General features: G+C 37.7%; 18 protein-coding genes. 9 read left to right on the plus strand and 9 right to left on the minus strand.

The genetic code is table 11. The annotated features are described in order from the left end of the window. Nucleotides 1–109: 109 nt before the first annotated feature. Entirely contained in the window at nucleotides 110–1,255 is a 1,146-nt protein-coding gene (locus tag I6F48_RS08230) for an iron-containing alcohol dehydrogenase (protein WP_197119221.1), read from the minus strand. A 184-nt stretch (nucleotides 1,256–1,439) separates the two neighbouring features. On the opposite strand from I6F48_RS08230, the gene I6F48_RS08235 reads away from it, so the two are divergent. Next, a complete protein-coding gene (locus I6F48_RS08235; RefSeq protein ID WP_197119222.1) occupies nucleotides 1,440–2,324 on the plus strand; it encodes an AraC family transcriptional regulator in 885 nt (294 codons plus the stop codon). Nucleotides 2,325–2,365: 41 nt separating this feature from the next. Here the strand turns inward: I6F48_RS08235 and I6F48_RS08240 are convergent, their stop codons facing one another. Continuing rightward, complete coding sequence (locus tag I6F48_RS08240; protein WP_231615199.1) at nucleotides 2,366–3,166, minus strand: hypothetical protein; 801 nt, start codon at nucleotides 3,164–3,166, stop codon at nucleotides 2,366–2,368. Between the two features lie 193 nt (nucleotides 3,167–3,359). After that, nucleotides 3,360–3,779, minus strand: coding sequence for a VOC family protein (locus tag I6F48_RS08245; RefSeq protein WP_010554617.1), 420 nt, complete (start codon nucleotides 3,777–3,779; stop codon nucleotides 3,360–3,362). Nucleotides 3,780–4,052: 273 nt separating this feature from the next. Here I6F48_RS08245 and I6F48_RS08250 point away from each other — a divergent pair, with 273 nt between their 5' ends. The 4 genes from I6F48_RS08250 (at nucleotide 4,053) to I6F48_RS08265 (ending at nucleotide 7,314) form a co-directional block, all read left to right on the plus strand. Next, entirely contained in the window at nucleotides 4,053–4,358 is a 306-nt protein-coding gene (locus I6F48_RS08250; RefSeq protein WP_024594103.1) for a hypothetical protein, read from the plus strand. After that, entirely contained in the window at nucleotides 4,355–4,744 is a 390-nt protein-coding gene (locus tag I6F48_RS08255) for a hypothetical protein (protein ID WP_007587227.1), read from the plus strand. Before I6F48_RS08250 ends, I6F48_RS08255 begins: the two co-directional genes overlap by 4 nt. A 169-nt stretch (nucleotides 4,745–4,913) precedes the next feature. Next, nucleotides 4,914–5,396, plus strand: coding sequence for a DUF3015 domain-containing protein (locus I6F48_RS08260; protein ID WP_024589733.1), 483 nt, complete (start codon nucleotides 4,914–4,916; stop codon nucleotides 5,394–5,396). A 79-nt stretch (nucleotides 5,397–5,475) separates the two neighbouring features. Then, on the plus strand, nucleotides 5,476–7,314 hold the full coding sequence (locus tag I6F48_RS08265; RefSeq protein ID WP_165741397.1) for an Lnb N-terminal periplasmic domain-containing protein: 1,839 nt from the start codon (nucleotides 5,476–5,478) through the stop codon (nucleotides 7,312–7,314). Between the two features lie 18 nt (nucleotides 7,315–7,332). Here I6F48_RS08265 and I6F48_RS08270 read toward each other — a convergent pair whose 3' ends face one another. Continuing rightward, nucleotides 7,333–8,154: a sterol desaturase family protein gene (locus tag I6F48_RS08270; RefSeq protein WP_165727284.1), complete on the minus strand. Its 822-nt coding sequence runs from the start codon at nucleotides 8,152–8,154 to the stop codon at nucleotides 7,333–7,335. Next, nucleotides 8,151–8,597: an SRPBCC family protein gene (locus tag I6F48_RS08275; RefSeq protein ID WP_197119223.1), complete on the minus strand. Its 447-nt coding sequence runs from the start codon at nucleotides 8,595–8,597 to the stop codon at nucleotides 8,151–8,153. The genes I6F48_RS08270 and I6F48_RS08275 overlap by 4 nt, the downstream gene beginning before the upstream one ends. Before the next feature lie 97 nt (nucleotides 8,598–8,694). On the opposite strand from I6F48_RS08275, the gene I6F48_RS08280 reads away from it, so the two are divergent. The 3 genes from I6F48_RS08280 (at nucleotide 8,695) to I6F48_RS08290 (ending at nucleotide 12,032) form a co-directional block, all read left to right on the plus strand. Then, nucleotides 8,695–9,708, plus strand: coding sequence for an AraC family transcriptional regulator (locus tag I6F48_RS08280; protein WP_197119224.1), 1,014 nt, complete (start codon nucleotides 8,695–8,697; stop codon nucleotides 9,706–9,708). Nucleotides 9,709–9,800: 92 nt separating this feature from the next. Beyond that, on the plus strand, nucleotides 9,801–10,574 hold the full coding sequence (locus I6F48_RS08285) for a substrate-binding periplasmic protein (RefSeq protein WP_165741394.1): 774 nt from the start codon (nucleotides 9,801–9,803) through the stop codon (nucleotides 10,572–10,574). Between the two features lie 360 nt (nucleotides 10,575–10,934). Continuing rightward, nucleotides 10,935–12,032: a polysaccharide lyase family 7 protein gene (locus I6F48_RS08290; protein ID WP_197119225.1), complete on the plus strand. Its 1,098-nt coding sequence runs from the start codon at nucleotides 10,935–10,937 to the stop codon at nucleotides 12,030–12,032. A 9-nt stretch (nucleotides 12,033–12,041) separates the two neighbouring features. Here I6F48_RS08290 and I6F48_RS08295 read toward each other — a convergent pair whose 3' ends face one another. Then, complete coding sequence (locus I6F48_RS08295) at nucleotides 12,042–12,437, minus strand: nucleotide triphosphate diphosphatase NUDT15 (RefSeq protein WP_166111582.1); 396 nt, start codon at nucleotides 12,435–12,437, stop codon at nucleotides 12,042–12,044. A gap of 184 nt (nucleotides 12,438–12,621) precedes the next feature. Here I6F48_RS08295 and I6F48_RS08300 point away from each other — a divergent pair, with 184 nt between their 5' ends. Continuing rightward, a complete protein-coding gene (locus I6F48_RS08300; protein WP_197119226.1) occupies nucleotides 12,622–14,505 on the plus strand; it encodes a propionyl-CoA synthetase in 1,884 nt (627 codons plus the stop codon). 348 nt (nucleotides 14,506–14,853) lie between these two features. On the opposite strand, the gene I6F48_RS08305 is transcribed toward I6F48_RS08300, so the two are convergent. From I6F48_RS08305 to I6F48_RS21535, 3 genes are all read right to left on the minus strand, one after another. Then, nucleotides 14,854–15,693, minus strand: a complete 840-nt coding sequence (locus I6F48_RS08305; RefSeq protein WP_197119227.1) for a hypothetical protein — start codon at nucleotides 15,691–15,693, stop codon at nucleotides 14,854–14,856. A 279-nt stretch (nucleotides 15,694–15,972) separates the two neighbouring features. Beyond that, a complete protein-coding gene (locus I6F48_RS08310) occupies nucleotides 15,973–16,326 on the minus strand; it encodes a threonyl-tRNA synthetase (protein ID WP_197119228.1) in 354 nt (117 codons plus the stop codon). Continuing rightward, the gene (locus tag I6F48_RS21535) at nucleotides 16,319–16,552 is read right to left on the minus strand and encodes a DUF456 domain-containing protein (RefSeq protein ID WP_197119229.1); all 234 of its coding nucleotides are present in this window, start codon (nucleotides 16,550–16,552) and stop codon (nucleotides 16,319–16,321) included. The genes I6F48_RS08310 and I6F48_RS21535 overlap by 8 nt, the downstream gene beginning before the upstream one ends. Nucleotides 16,553–16,894 lie beyond the last annotated feature (342 nt).

A 16,894-nucleotide genomic window follows, 5' to 3' on the forward strand; every position in this document is an offset into this window, starting at 1 on the left:
CGGTATTATTGGTTAATTATCAATGCAGTGTTTTTAATGTGTTTTATGCACAAAAAAGCCGCTAACTTTAAACGTTAGCGGCTTTTAGTTTTAAGTTACTTAAAAGTGATTAAGCAACAGCTTGTTCTAAAATTTCGCGGCTTTCTTTAAGCGTAATAGCTTGGTTTTCGCCAAGAGCTAGCATGCCGTGCGCTTCAAGTTTACCAATAATATTGTCAATAGCAGCGGCTTTATCATCGCCATGTTCAGTAAGCACAGTTGCTACGTCAAGGCTGTGGTAAAACGCTTCAATTGCTGCAATTGTTTTCTCAGCTAAGTCGTCAGATTGCTCAAGACCAAATACGTTTTTACCCATTTGCTCTAGTTTTGCTTTTTTAACTGCAAATTGGTTGCGCAGTAAAGAAGGCTGAACAATAGCAAGTGAACGTGCATGGTCAACACCGTAAGCGGCTGTAAGCTCGTGGCCAATCATGTGCGTAGCCCAATCTTGCGATACACCAGAACCAATTAAACCATTAAGTGCTTGGTTTGCTGCCCACATAAGGTTTGCGCGCCATGCATCGTCTTGGTTTTCAAAGTTATCGCCTAATGTTTTAAGCGTTCTTAAAAGTGCCTCTGCGTAACCTTCTTGAACCAATGCTGTTTCAGGGAATGTTAGGTACTGCTCACAGGTGTGAACCCATGCATCTACTAAACCATTTACAAGTTGGCGCTGTGGTAATGTTTTCATTACATCAGGGTCCATAATTGCAAACTTAGGTTGTACCGCTGGAGACATAAACGGAAGTTTTTGTTTAGTCGCAGCTTTGCTCACAACAGAACCTTGGTTAGACTCAGAACCTGTAGCTGGAAGCGTAAGTACTGCCCCAATAGGTAATGCGCTAGTTACTTTATGTTTACCAGTAGGAATATCCCAACCTTCGCCATCGTAAACGGCAGATGCTGCAATGTATTTAACGCCGTCGATTACTGAACCGCCGCCTACAGCTAGTACAAAGTCGATATCTTGTTCTTTACAAATTTTTACTGCTTGGTCTAACACTTCAATTGTTGGGTTAGCGCCAACGCCCGAAAACTCAACCCAATCAAAGCCTTCAAGTGCTGCTGCAACTTGGTCGTACACGCCGTTCTTTTTAATTGAACCGCCGCCGTACACTACAAGTACTTTTTGATCCTTTGCGATCAAATCAGTTAGTGAGGCAATTTGTTCTTGGCCGAACTGGATAAGTGTTGGATTTACGTAGCTAAATTTCATTATTTTGCTCCTAGGTGACGGTTAAATACTAAATATAATGCTTAGTTACTAACTAAGCCAAACTTCAATGAGTGCATATTAGTGGCAAAACAAACATTAAAAAAGCCCAATAACTCGCAAAAGCTTGCCTAAAACTGTCAATATTGATATTTTACGCAAAATTCGTACGATAATAGATGTTTTAATGTCCTCAATAGCCAACATGATGCAAAAATTTGCAGAGCACAATCATTTACTCAACTTTGAAGGCAACATGGAAACCATTATTCCAGGTGTGTATTTTCATCGCGCAAGTAAAAGCTCACCACGCCAGCCACTCATATATAACTCAGGTATTATTATTGTTGGGCAAGGACATAAAATAATTCATTTCCCTGAACATCAAATAAAATATGGTGAAGGTGACTACCTTGTTTTAGGTATCCCCGTGCCACTTGAGTGCGAAGCTTTTACTGATAACAACCTGCCTGTAATGGGCATAGTTATAGATATAAACCCGGTAATGTTACACAAACTAGTAAACCAAATTGGTACACATAAACCATTCACTTCAGGGCAAATGGGTGGCGTTCAATCGGCTAAAATAGATGGCGCAATGGAGCAAGTAACCCACCGTTTACTTAGCGTGCTTAATAACCCCATTGAGGCTGACGTTTTTGGCGAAGATATAGTAAAAGAATTGGTATATCGTGTACTTTGTGGTCCACAAGGACATACTTTAATAGGGCTTGCTATGCATGATGGGCATTATGCGCGTATCGCCCGTACGCTCTCAACTATGCACAGTAGTTATGCCAATCAAATTACAGTTGAGGGGTTGGCTGAAGATGTAAACATGAGCGTATCGTCGTTCCATCGTGCTTTTAGGCAAGTAACATTTGAGTCACCTTTGCAGTATTTAAAAAAAGTACGCTTAGCTAAGGCTAAAGAGCTTATAACCAGTAGTGGAAGCAAAGCCAACGAAGCCGCATTAAAGGTTGGCTATACCAGTCCATCGCAATTTAGCCGCGAATTTAAACGCCACTTTAATAAAACCCCCAGTGAAATGTTAATTCAACTACATAACTAGGTAATGGTTTTAGAGATGTAAATTAACCGAGAGAGTCAATCTTAAGCACTGCTTTTTTTGGTGTTTAGCAAAGCTTGCTTAGTAAATTGGCGATTAATAAGTTGGCTAAAAATAATAGTAAATAACGTTGAGAAAATGGCAGCTGTTGCGTACACCTGCCAAATCATAAAGTTATGTTTTAACATAAACGCAATCACCGCAAAAAATACACACCCACCTAATGAACCAATAATACCGCCATTAAGAATTTTAAACGTTGAGGCTTGTTTGTCACTAAAATGGGCAACACTGCCCATTACCGCTAAAATAACCGGAAAGGTAGATATTAACCCGCTCCATGCAGACCCTATATGCTGCGATATAAACGTAACAAGCACGATAAAGCTCGTCACTAATATCATTTTTACCGGAAGCTCCCAGCGGGCATTTAATGGTTTTGCATCAACTGATATATTTAGCTTTGTAGAGATAATAGTTAAACCGAGTAAAATACAAAGCGAAACCACACTCGCCACAATAATATTCACTGGTAAAAATAAAGTAATAACGCTAAATACGCACCAAATACTCAACGCTGTAAAAAGCGATTTAAGCATTCCAAATCTTCGTGATACAACCAAGTAACTAAAACAAAATAAGCCTATACCGCTCATACCATAAAGAGAGGCCACCGCTGAGTTAGCTGCAAATAATTTACCTTGCTCTAATGCTATAAAATAAGAAATAGGCCCAGAGGTAATAGGCAAGCCAGGAATTATGCCGCTAACAAAACTACCAAAGCGTTTTTGGGCGAATGTTATTAGTAAAATAAGCAAAGGTGCAATTATGAGTTTAAGCAGCATAAATAACAATAAAGTATGAGAATTGAAATTAAGTCTACGTGTCTATACCTACATTGTAGAGTGAATAAAAATCATGCATGTAGCGTAATTTTTTTCACCTGTAAATATTAACCAATTTATCAAAACACTGATTAATAGTTATAAAAAAACCACTTATTAAAGTGGTTTTTTAGCTTAACTTAAACAACAGCATTTATACTTTTTTAAATAAAACCTCTGGGTTTACCATGGTTTTCATTTCAAGCACATTGCCATTTGGATCTTCAATAAAAAACGTTTCTTGCTCAAACTCATCACCAATAAATCGGCGGTATGGTTTATCTAAGTATTCAATACCCGCATCTTCAATACGTGTTTTTAACCCGTTAAATTCATCTTCAGATAGGTGAATCCCAAAGTGAGGTACCGCTACAGCTCCCATATCTACATCATGGCGAACTGTTGGTAAGCGCTCAACACTCTGGTGCAAGGTAAGTTCATTACCCCAAAAATCTATATCTACCCAGCGACCTTCTTCACTGTTACCCGTTTTACAGCCTAGTACGTCACAATAAAACGCTTTAGCCACTTTTAAATCGCCAGCCGGAATAGCCAGATGTAAACAGTTAGACATAAATAACCCTTGGTTAACACTTTAATACATTAAATTATCGCCATTATACATAACTTGTGATTTATAGAACATTAACAGCGGCACTATTAAGCATATTTAATACCTAAAATCCGTTTAAAAAACACGTTTTTAAAGTTTGTAATTACTTATAACATTTATTTGTTAGAGAGTATTAGAAAGCGCAAAAGGATTAGTTTAAAATGCGCCGCTATGATTAAATTCTTATTTTTAAAATTCATCACTTTCTTTTTAGGCTTTGTAGCTTGCTTTGCTATGCACACTACTTTTGCATTACCTTTAGTGATTTCTGCTGCGCTAACGGGGCTTATTGGCTCGTTTATTCCTTTTCCTGCACTTTATAAAAACCATCCGTATGCTGCAATTTATGCTGGTAGCTTTGCAGGTATGTGTTCAACTCATTTAATTACCAGTTACTGGGAAATTGCTATTATTTCGCTTATTGGCTCAAGTTTGTATGTGCTTACTATGAATATGTTTACAGGTTTTGGTGGCAAGCTTGGCAGCGTAGCTTTTGCAAGCGTGGCACTTTTTGTATTAGCCAAAGGAATTGTATTATGAGTATTGAATATCCATTACTTGTACTGCTTGGGGCTTTTTTAACATTTTATTTAGCTAAGCATAGTCGCTTTGACGGGGTTAGAGCGTCGTCTTCACTTTCTATTATTGCTTATTTAATTTTTAGCGCTTTAAATTTGAACCCCGATTTATACGCAATTGTATTTTTTGGCGGCACATTTATAGGTATGAGCGCCCCACATCGATTTGGTATTTATACTGTAGCAAGCTCATCTATTTTATTTTCAATCTTATTTGAATTTCTTGTACCAAAACTTGACGGCTATGGCGGTGCATTAGGTATTAGTGCATTTTTATCTGTATGTATTTGCCATACTTGTATTTTATTAGGTGCCCCAAGAAGTAAAAAACCGCCACCAGTTCAATAAAAAGTGGAAACTAGGCTGATTTTTATCCTGACATTAACTTTAATATATTTAAAAATTAGAGTGTAAAATATTCATGTTTTAGCCTGTTCCTTTTTTCTGCAAGTCTGTTAGAATCTTCCGCGAACTTTATTTACCCTAAATAAAGACAATCATATATGGATTTATGAAAATGAAAAAACTAATCGCAGTAGCAGCTCTATCTTTACTTCCTTTCTCAAACGCAATGGCTGACCAAGATATTGGTTGTGGTCTTGGTTCTATGTTATTTGCTGGTCAGCAAGGTAAAGGCGTTAAAATTTTAGGCGCTACAACAAATGGTACATCTGGTAACCAAACTTTTGGTATCACTTTTGGTACTCTTGGTTGTGATGGTACTGGTACAGTAACTTCTTCAGAAAAAATCGCTTTATTCATTGACGGTAACATGGAGCAACTTGCTCGTGATATGTCAAAAGGTGAAGGCGAAACTTTAGCTACTCTAGCTGAAGCTTGGGGTGTTGCAGATCAAGATAAAGCAGCGTTCAATAAGCTTGCTCAAGCACAGTTCTCTTCAGTATTTACTTCTGAAAACGTGACTTCACAAACAGTTTTAGAAAACCTAAACACTGTTCTTGCAAGTAACGCACAACTTGCTTCTTATACTCTTTCTTAATCAGCTAAATTAGCCGGTTTTATACGTATAAATAAAGCCGCTGGAGTATTTCTCTAGCGGCTTTTGTAATTTAGTGATTATGAAAAAAATATTATTTGGTTTACTGCTCGCTCTTTTTAGTACTTACTCAAACGCTCAAAGTATTGAAACAAATACATTAGCAACACACCCTTACTGGCTTAAATTAGGTCACTACCGCTTGGCCACATTAGGTGATTGGAAAAGTGAAGTAGACAGTGCTGAGTTTTTTTTATCTCCTACAGGTAAAACAAGCCCATATGACGAACTTAAAGCCACTATAGCTGCATTTAGTGGTAAAAATACTGACCCAAAAACAACACAATATCGTTGTCAGTTTCCTGCACGTTATAAATGGCTAAAAACAAAAATTAAAAATAACTGGCCCGAACTTAATTGCCCAGAACTACAGGCGTGGCAAAAAATAATAAACCCTAAAGGGGTTACGTTAGTTTTTCCAACTGCATTTATGAATAGCCCATCATCAATGTTTGGCCACACTTTACTTCGTATTGATGCAAAAGATCAGACTCGCCATAAAGAGTTGCTCGCATTTGCCGTTAATTTTGCAGCAGAGCCAGACGGCTCAGATAACGCAGCTATGTATGCACTAAAAGGCTTGATTGGCAGCTACCCAGGTAAGTTTTCGCTTATGCCGTACTATAAAAAAGTACGCGAATATAATGACTTAGAATCTCGTGATATTTGGGAATACAAACTTAATTTATCAGAGCTACAGGTAGAGCTTATTTTATTGCACTTGTGGGAGCTACAATTAGCTACATTCGATTACTTTTTTATTGATGAAAACTGCTCTTACCAATTACTTGCATTATTACAACTTGCACAAGAGGACCTTGATTTAACATCGTCATTTAATATGCAAGCTATTCCATCAGATACCGTTGCAGTACTAAGAAATAACAACTTATTACAAACACCTAATTACCGCCCTGCTTTTGGAACTAAACTTTACCATTACTCTACTCAAATGACTGACGAACAACTTGATGATGCAAGAGAGTTAATGCAAGGTGGCTCCCTCAATACTCGTAATTACTCACAGTCGCAATTAGTCGCTATATTAGAAATGGCGTATGAATGGTTAAATTTTGAATTTTACGATAAAGCATTAAATCGTAAAGAAATTGCCCCGCGACTAACTAAGCTACTCCTAATGCGCAGCAAATATAATGTAGCTTCGCCATTTACTAAGCCAAACCGCCCTATTGCTTCCCCAGAGCAAGGTCATGGTTCTTCTAAAGTATCGCTAGGTAGGGTACAAAATAATAACCAAGCAAACCTTACAAATTTTGGTTATAGGCTTGCGTATCATGACTTACTAGATAGGCCTGAAGGTTTTATAGCGGGTGCACAAATTAGTTTTTTTGATTTGGAAGCCGCTATTACTGACGAAGGAAATGCAGATATCGAACATTTTTACTTATTAGATGCTATGTCGCTTGCACCCGATAACCGCGTATTTGATAGCTGGTCGTGGAACTTTAAAATGGGCTTTGACCGACAACCAAGTGACAATAAACGTTTAGGCCGCTTTTTTACAAAAGGAGGTTATGGTAAATCTTATGGCGATCCTAATAATCTGCACGGCTATATTCTTGGTCAATTTGAGCTAAATACAGGCGATATAACCGACCGACTTAGTACTGGAATAGGCAGCGAAGCCGGTGTAATTTGGCAAATAAACAATAAGCATAAACTCGCTTTGACTGGCAATATATTATGGCTAACTGATAACGCAGCAAGTAAGCACAGCGAAATAGCTATAACATGGAATTACGCTGTTTCTCGCAATGTATCGCTGCGCAGCAAAGTACAGCATGCTCAATGGCATAGCCATAATTCATCAATGAGTTTAGCTATGCAGTTTTACTTTTAACTTTTAACTTTTTCAATATTATTTATATTTAATGCTACTTGTAGGGTAGCCAAATAGTACTCTACATTTAGCTTTTATTCCCGATGCCTTATAAACACTTTTCAATAAGTGCTCCCACTGATGAAACGTAATAACGACTGGGTTATTGCTATTAAGCTGCCCTATAATGCCGTATTTACAAGGCTTTGATTTATCTTCTTCTACAAAGGTGCCAAATAACTTATCCCAAATAATAAGTACACCTGCAAAGTTTTTATCAAGGTAACCTGCATTTATTGCGTGATGAACTCGGTGATGCGAAGGCGTATTAAATACTTTTTCAAACCAGCCTAACTTACCTACTATTTGAGTATGTACAAAAAATTGATACGCCAAATTTAATGCAACCACGCTAAATACTGTTAGCGGTTCAAATCCAATTAAAATCATAGGTAGCCAAAACACCCACATACCGGCTACGGGGTACATTAAGCTTTGCCTAAATGCGGTGGTGAAATTCATTTTAGTTGAGCTATGGTGCACCACATGTGCAGCCCACAACCAATGAATATGATGCGATGCTTTATGAAACCAATAATACAAAAAATCTTGCAGTAAAAATGCAAATGCAATACTTAATACACTCACTTCAATATCAAACAATCTATAGTCATACAACCAATTAAATAAAGGCATTAACAGCAGTAACGCAATAGCATCTGCGCCTTGGTGTAATAGCGCTAACACTGTATTTGCTAGGCTATCTTTTATGTCGTAATAGCGCTTAAACTTAATAAACTCAGAGCAAACAAATATCAAAAATAATGGGCTCAGAGCGAGTAAAATAATTTCTGAGTTCATGCTTTACCCGCCAAAAAATAATTATTTAAATTGTTTAACGCTTGGGTTATATCTTTTGTAATAACATATTTAAGTAATGCATTTGGCATCCACCATGGAGCTGAGCAGCTTATGCAATAGTTAAGTTCGGTAACTAAAGTATTGATGTCTTTATTTGCAGTGAGGTATATATCGCCTCGATGATTAGCTACTGGTTTATCGCCTACTATTTGGTAACTGATCAGATTTTGATCGGCACTGATTATTTGCTCTGAAAACGTTATTTTACCTATTTTCACTTGCCTAACAGATCCTTTTCCGCCTTCTATTTGCCCTTCGTCTTGTGCTTGTAGCAGCGTAAATTTGGCATTAAAAAATCGATGCAACTGTTGATGATCCAACAGTGTGCTTATTATTTGTTTTGGCTGTGCATTAAGCGTTTGTTTTATTGTTATAAGTATCATTTTTACAGCAAGAGGTTATTAGGCATTCAACTAGCATATAAAAATTTAACGTGGCAAACTTGCTAATACACGACTATTTTTTAGCTTTAGATGACAAATGCACACATTGGCTGATCATTACTTTTCAAGTATTCTTGATTACTTACAAGCGCAAGGCATTAGTACTAAAACGGCTTTGCACGCTATTAGCTTTGACGAATTTAGTAATCAACGTACCCATCAATTAGCGCCGCGTATTAGTTTAAATAGTTACAATGCTTTATTAGTTTATGGCAAGAAAACACTTAACGATCCTCTTTTTGGTTTTACCCTAGGTCAGCAAATTCGCACTGCTGACTACGGCGTTTTAGGTTACTTAATTGAATCAAGCGATAACTTAAGCAGTGCCATTAAAGCATTGTTAAGCTACGACAGCTTGGTGGCTGATATTGGTAAAGCCAAGTTTGAACTAAATACTGATACAGCAACTATTCGTTGGATTGCTCACCAAAGTTGTAATGAGCATGTTGTTTTACGAAACATGACCGCGTGGGTAAGTGTGATTCGCCAGTTAATAAATTTAACGCTTTCGCCAAGTAGTATTAGTTTCACTTATAATTGGTTGCCATCGCAAAGGCGCGCCCTTGAATCATGGTTTAAATGCCCTGTAAAAAGCAGTGCTGAATATAATCAAATTAGCTTTCCGAGCCATTATTTAACGCTGCCCTTTAAAACCGATAATGCCATTATTAATTCTACTTTCAAGCAATTGTCAGAGCAGCAACTCTCTAACTTTAAAAGCCAGCAGTGTATTGACGATAAAGTTAATCAGTTACTTACAGCTAAAACTACCTTGCAAAACTGCAACCTAATAGGCATAGCTGATGCGCTTAATTTAACACCCCGAACGCTACAACGACGCTTAAAACAACAAGACTTAACCTTTGCTCAGCTACTTGAAAAAGAACGTAAAAAACGTGCAGATACATTAATAGCCAGCATGCCACTTGCTGATTTATCTAATATTTTAGGATTTAAAGATCAAAGCTCTTTTAATCGAGCTTTTTTACGCTGGCATAAATGCTCGCCATTACAATTTATAAAATACAAAACAGCAAGAACAGCCAAGTAAGTGCAAATTATTTACGTTATATAAACATAATATATATATGTTTTAGTTAATACTCTCTACACTAGGTGTATTATTGCTTTAAAAGATTTTTTATGTTTTTGCGTGTTTTATTAAGTGCTTTTGTATTTATTTTATATAGCCCCCTGTGTAACGCCGATTCGGTTACTTTTATAGCTGAAGACCTTCCTCCTTATCACTTTAAAAATCAGCAAGGTGAAGTAAGCGGCGCTTTAGTCGACATTGCCAAAGCAGTTGTGAAGCAAACAAACTTAACCGCTAATTTTGAAATAATGCCTATGGCCCGCGTTTTTAAGGAGCATCAAACAAATACCAACGCCATAATGTTGTCTTTGTTAAAAACCCCAGAGCGGATTAATAAATATACGTGGTTAGGCGAAGTGTATTTTGCAGATGCTTATTTAATTAGCTTAAAAAGCCATGTAGATGAAGTTGTTCACTTAAATTTTGCTAAAGAGTATAAAGTAGCAACCATTCGTGGCTACCTGAGCGAAGCCTACTTAAAGCAAAAAGGCTTTACCGAAAATAACAATTTAATACTGGTCAGTTACTATAATCAACTTTGGCAAATGCTTTATAAAAACCGGATCGACTTTGTAGTAACTAATACACTTACACTTAATAACGAGCTAAAAAGCCTAGGACTCGATCCTAGCCTAATAACAAAACGAATTCATTTAAGCGATCTTCCCTCTTCACTTAATTTTGCAGCAAGTAATCAACTTAATCCTAAAACAGCTAAAGCACTCTCTGACGCATTAAGTAACATTAAAGAAAATGGTGAATACCATGCCATTTTAAACAAGTGGCAACTTTTATTACCAAACACGACTAACATGCAGCACTAACCATAGTTAAAGCCCGACATTAGTTATTGGCAGTGGTTATTTAGTTATTTGCTAAACGCTGCAAAGCAAACTACAAAGTTAAAAATCTCCTCTCCCCCCAAAAAATAGACTGCGCCTTAGCGCCAAAATCTACGTTATACATCACTAAATGAATAGCCAAGCACATAAAAAACACATACCGCAAACACTTCCATAAAAGCCGTTAAAAAACACCCAAACCAAATTGGTATAACAAAAAAATCATTTAAAAAATATTTAATTTTACTAATTGGTAAGTTTTAATTGTTAAATTGGTATGCTAGATTGAGATTAAGCGATGCCTGTACCGCACAATTTTTACTTCATCACACAGAGACAATAATGATAAAAAATACATCCACATTTAAACTTACGGCTTTAGCCGTCATCACCCCTTTACTTTTTACCGCTTGTTCAAGTACCCAAAGCACTAATCAGCAAAGCGATGCGCCGGTACCTGCAACAAAGTTTGATTTATCTCACTGGAAAATAAATGTACCAGTCGATTTAAACAACGACGGTAAAATTGATGAAATAGATGTAGAAGAAATTCAGACTTACGCACACCCTGATTTTTTCTACCTTGATGAAAAAGGCTACATGGTATTTACCTCCCCTAATAAAGCGCTTACAAGTGCTAACTCTACTAATACCCGTAGTGAACTTAGACAGATGATCCGTGGATCAAATACTAAAATTAAAACTAAACATTCTAAAAACAATTTTGCTTTAGCTGTTCACCCGCTATCTGACCGATTTGGTTCTGTTGGTGGAAAAATGGAGGCAACGTTAAAAGTAGATCATGTTGCGCTACGCGCTACCGACCCTGATAAAAAAGCCGCTTACTCGGTTGTTGTAGGGCAAATTCACGCAGGTAAAGATCAGGCACTTATTGATACTAAACTTGGATTTGGTTGGGGTAATGAGCCACTTAAAATATATTACAAAAAATGGCCAGGGCACAAAACAGGCTCAGTTTTTTGGAACTACGAACGTAATTTACCTAAAACCAATCCTGATCGTACAGACATTACTTACCCAGTTTGGGGTAATACATGGGAAAATCCTAACGAGCCAGGCAGTGCCGGTATTGCACTAGGTGAAGAATTTAGCTACACGGTAAATGTGTATAAAAACGTTATGCACCTTACATTTAGCGCACAAGGCAAAGAAGACGTTAACTACTCTATTAACTTAGGTAATAACGTAGATGCTTATGGCAAAGTGGACGAAAAAGATCATCCACATGGTTACGCTGCAGATTGGCATTACTTTAAAGCCGGCGCTTATAACCAATGTAGTACTAAAAGCGCCAAAGGTATTTGGTACCCAGGTTGTTTAGGTACTGGCGATTGGACTACAGATAAACAAAATGGCGATTACGCTCAAGTAAGCTTTAGTAAACTGGAGTTAAGCCCAGCGACACCGCCAACAAAATAACTTATTAGGCTAAACAGCTTCAGATAAGTAATTTTTTAGTGATGTAAACAATGGCGTTGGTAGATTATTAATATCGCACCAGCGCCACTTTAAACATTTATTAGGCTCTTTAAGCTCAGGCTCTCCGCCTTCAAAATCAGCTTTTACATACAGCGTAATATAGTGTTTGTTTTCAGCTGTAAAAATATCATTGGTAAAATCAAGCTTAGTAATTTTACTTACCTTTAAACCTGTTTCTTCAAACACTTCTCGTATTGCACATTGCTCAACACTTTCACCAAACTCTAAATGCCCACCAGGTGTTGCCCATGTATTAGCACCGTGCGCGCCAATACGCTCACCTAGTAAAATTGTGTTTTGATGCTTTATGATAACCGCAACCCCTACTCTTACTAAGTTACTCATATCGTGTTTTCTCTTATTTTTACTGCCCGCCATGCTGAACCACACGCTTTGTATTGTCAATTTTGTATTTTTAAAACCAGTGTGTTGTTCAACTTTTAGCCGACCAAGGTCGAATAGCTTGCTTGCTAAAAAAAGCCTACATTTTGTAAGGTCTCTCACACATATCTAGTTTTAGGAGCCTTACATGTCAGGCAAATATCAACAGCAATATAATGAATTCAAGCAAAACCCAGCCGAGTTTTGGCTTAAACAAAGTAACAATATTCCATGGTATAAAAGCCCTTCAAAAGCATACACACAAGATGACGACGGGCTTTACCATTGGTTTAGCGACGGGCAATTAAATACTAGTTTTTTAGCGCTAGACCAACACGTTATTGCCGGATTTGGCGAACAAACGGCACTAATTTACGACTCCCCTGTCACTAACACCAAGCAAACCTATAGCTACTCACAACTACAACAAGAAGTGGCTAAATTTGCAGGCGTAATACAATCGTTAGGTGTTAAAAAAGGCGACCGCGTTGTTATTTATATGCCAATGATCCCACAAGCTGTTATTGGTATGTTGGCGTGCGCTCGCCTTGGTGCTATTCATTCTGTGGTATTTGGTGGGTTTGCTGCACACGAATTGGCTGTACGCATTGATGATGCCAAGCCCAAACTTATACTTAGCGCCTCATGTGGTGTTGAAGTAAACAGCGTTATTGAATACAAACCACTTATTGATAACGCAATAGACTTAGCTTCGCACAAAGTAGAACACTGCGTTATTTATCAGCGCCCACAAGTAACCGCCAGTCTTAAGCCTAAACGAGACATAGATTGGACTCAGGCAATGCAAACAGCTGCAATCGCAGATCCGGTGCCTGTAAATGGTAACGATCCGCTTTATATTTTATATACCTCAGGCACGACAGGCACACCCAAAGGCGTAGTGCGCGAAAATGGCGGTCACGCAGTGGCAATGCAATACAGCATGGCAACCGTTTATGGTATGAAGCCCGGCGACGTATTTTGGGCAGCGTCTGACATTGGCTGGGTAGTTGGGCACTCTTATATAGTTTACGCGCCGCTAATGTATCGCTGCGCGACCGTATTATATGAAGGTAAACCGGTTAAAACACCCGACGCTAGTGCATTTTGGCGCGTGGTTGAAGAGTATAAAGTAAATGCATTATTTAGTGCCCCCACCGCCTTTAGAGCAATTAAAAAAGAAGACCCAAATGCCGATGGTTTTAATCAATACGATACCTCTAGCTTAAAACGTTTGTTTTTAGCCGGCGAGCGGTTAGACCCTCCCACTTACGAGTGGCTTAAAGAAAAAACCAAACTGCCAGTGCTCGATCATTGGTGGCAAACCGAAACTGGCTGGGCTATTGCGTGTAACCCTGTAGGGCTTGAGTACTTAGCAACAAAACCTGGCAGCTCTACCGTGCCTACTCCAGGTTTTGACGTGCGAATATTAGATATGGATGGCAATGAATGCGCAGCTAACGAGCAAGGCGCCGTGGTAATTAAACTGCCACTTCCACCGGGTTGCCTACCAACAATTTGGCAAGATAAAGCGCGCTTTAAAGCAAGCTACCTAAATGAATACGAGGGTTATTATTTATCTGGAGATGGCGGTTATATTGATGAAGACGGCTACCTATTTATTATGGGCAGAACCGACGACGTTATAAATGTAGCAGGACATAGGCTTTCTACCGGCGAAATGGAAGAGATAGTAGCCGCGCACCCTGCTGTTGCCGAATGCGCTGTTTTTGGTGTGAACGATCCTCTAAAAGGGCAGCTTCCTATGGGAATGATCGTGCTTAAAAATGATTTTATGGGCTCAAGTACCGACGTAGAACAAGCGCTTGTTTTAAGTGTTCGTAATCAGATTGGCGCTATTGCGTGCCTTAAAAATATAGTTAGCGTAGATAGGTTGCCCAAAACACGCTCGGGTAAAATACTGCGTAAAAATTTACGTCAACTAGTTGATGGCGAAGAGCTACAAATACCTTCAACTATAGACGACGCGAGTATCTTTGAAGAAATAAACCAACAACTAACACAAAGATAAACCCAACCAACCTAACTAAAGCCATTTTTATAATGGCTTTTTATTCTAAATCAATCAGTTTTCTGGAATATCCCCCCTCTTGAGGCAATATTATTGTTTGAAGCATAAGTTGGCAAAGCCACATTCGATTTCACTGAGCTACAACGACACAAGTGAAGTGTAACTTGGCATAATATTGAAGCTTATAATGGTATAAAGTTATTAAATACAGACTTTAAAAAGCCAATCTCATAAAATACTGCCAAGTTTAGTTCACTGCTATGTGCTATCAGCGGATGGCCACGCTAACACTCTTTTGGACAAAAATGAGGGTGTAACTAATTTAGAGTACTTTGACTATAATTAGTTTTACGTTAGGTCTAACTCATCCTTTGTTAACTGGATAATATTGGTATATTGGTCATTAATTTCAGAGAGCAACTTTTTGCTTTCGTCTATGTAGTATTCTGAACGTTCGTCACTTGACATCTCTTGAAGCTCATATTTATATGTGTCACCCATCATAGGATTATCGGTAAGTATTGTTTTCATTCTATTTAAAAACACACTTAAATTAATTGTACCCTCACTTAAGATTGCTTTATTTATACTTATTAGATTCAAAACTGCATCAATAGAAATTAAAATCGATTTAGACAGCGATTTTTCTTTTTCTTTATACTCACCTGACATGTACTTTTTATTGTATCTTTCTCTTTCTAACTCAATTTCTTTGGTTGCAGATTCCCAATATTCATTTTCTAACCTCTCCGCTTCTTCATGGTATTTGGGGTCAGCATTATAGGGTATATTATACCCCCCCCCAGAAAGTCCGCAGTGCTCATATTCAATGTAATGGTATGCAATTTGTTTTTGTACTCGTGATTGCATTAACTCTTGAAATTCATAGATAACCTTGGTGGTTAATCTAGTAATTTCTTGTTTGGTTGGAAATAACTGCTGCTTAATCCATGTTTTTTCACTAAATTCAGATTTAATACTCTCAACTAACTTTGTACTTTCACTAAGTGATTCTTGTAATTTTTTGAAGTCATCTTTAGTAGCATAATTTTTTCCTTTTTCCTTAAAATAGGAAATGAAGAATGCTCCTAATCCTGATGATATAACTACTAATAGATAAACATACCAATCAAGGGATTGTTTATACTGAACTTGACTTAAAATACTTACTAAATCTTCAACATTCATGAATATCTCCCAAAAACAATTACTGGTGTACTGTTCATATCACAACCAGTTTGAAAGGCGTTTTTTTAGCAAAAAACCCCATAAAATAATTAACTATACTCATAGTTAGAGAAAGTTGAATTGCAGTCAATAGCTAGTTTACTTGAAGTGATGTATATGTGAGCGAAAACAGGTATGGGGCACAGACAAATAAATAGATAATTAGCAAAACAAAATCGCTATAGAGCCGACGGACTGTTCGGTGCCAGATGCGGACGTTGGGAGAACGTCAATCGCTGGTTATCCCAATGTTGCCGATCCGGGCTCATTTGAAGAATCGTTCGCCTTAACTTCCTCAGAATCATTTGTTGATGGGCAAATAGCATCACGATGATAGCCTTGTAATGAGACCGCAAATACGGCAAGTCCACTTACAAAAATATAAATATCGATTCCAGACATGAGTTCCTTGATCTCAGGAATAAAAATGCTTGTAATCAAAAATGCTCCGCATACGATTCCGCTTGATTGGAATACAATATTAATCATTACTGCATGATTAAAGTCTGACCCAGAACGCCAACAGCGTATCGAGTACCATATAATTAAAATTAGTCCGAGAGCAGCAGAAGGTATTAATACAACTTTATCCACGGCTATCACCTTTATTGTTAGGTGGTATGCTTCGATGTGGAGGCGTTTTCACCTGCGATCCCCCTTTCTTAGAGTCATTAACAGACTCTCCCAGGTATGCGCCGACAACTCCACCTATCAGCGCCCCAAAAGGTCCTCCTAAAGAAGCTCCTAGGATAGCGCCACCAACAGCACTTCCCGCTGTTCTGGTATTGTCTACTTCTGTTCTCTTTATATTTTTAGACACAAAAATCTCCTTGAAAAGCTAACAATTAATAGTGCGTTAACCCCGAAAATTACTGACGATCCAACGCTCATTTATCTACTATATAGTTTTAACAAATATTTATAAATCGAATTTTAAATAATTCTATTTAGTTTAATCTTAACTTTGGTTAATTTACCCTTCCCACCAACGCCAACCGCAAACTTTACCCCTAAAAACCTTAAAAGATGAATAATAAACCCACATTACCCAACTGTTGACGCGTAAATTCGCCTTGTTTTCACTGAAAATCTCTAGCTAGAGAAAATAAATTTAAATATCACTATGATTCAATATGTTAGTAAATCTCTTAACCAGAGTTCA

The sequence above is a fragment of the Pseudoalteromonas sp. SWYJ118 genome (genome assembly GCF_015864505.1).
GTDB lineage: Bacteria > Pseudomonadota > Gammaproteobacteria > Enterobacterales > Alteromonadaceae > Pseudoalteromonas > Pseudoalteromonas arctica.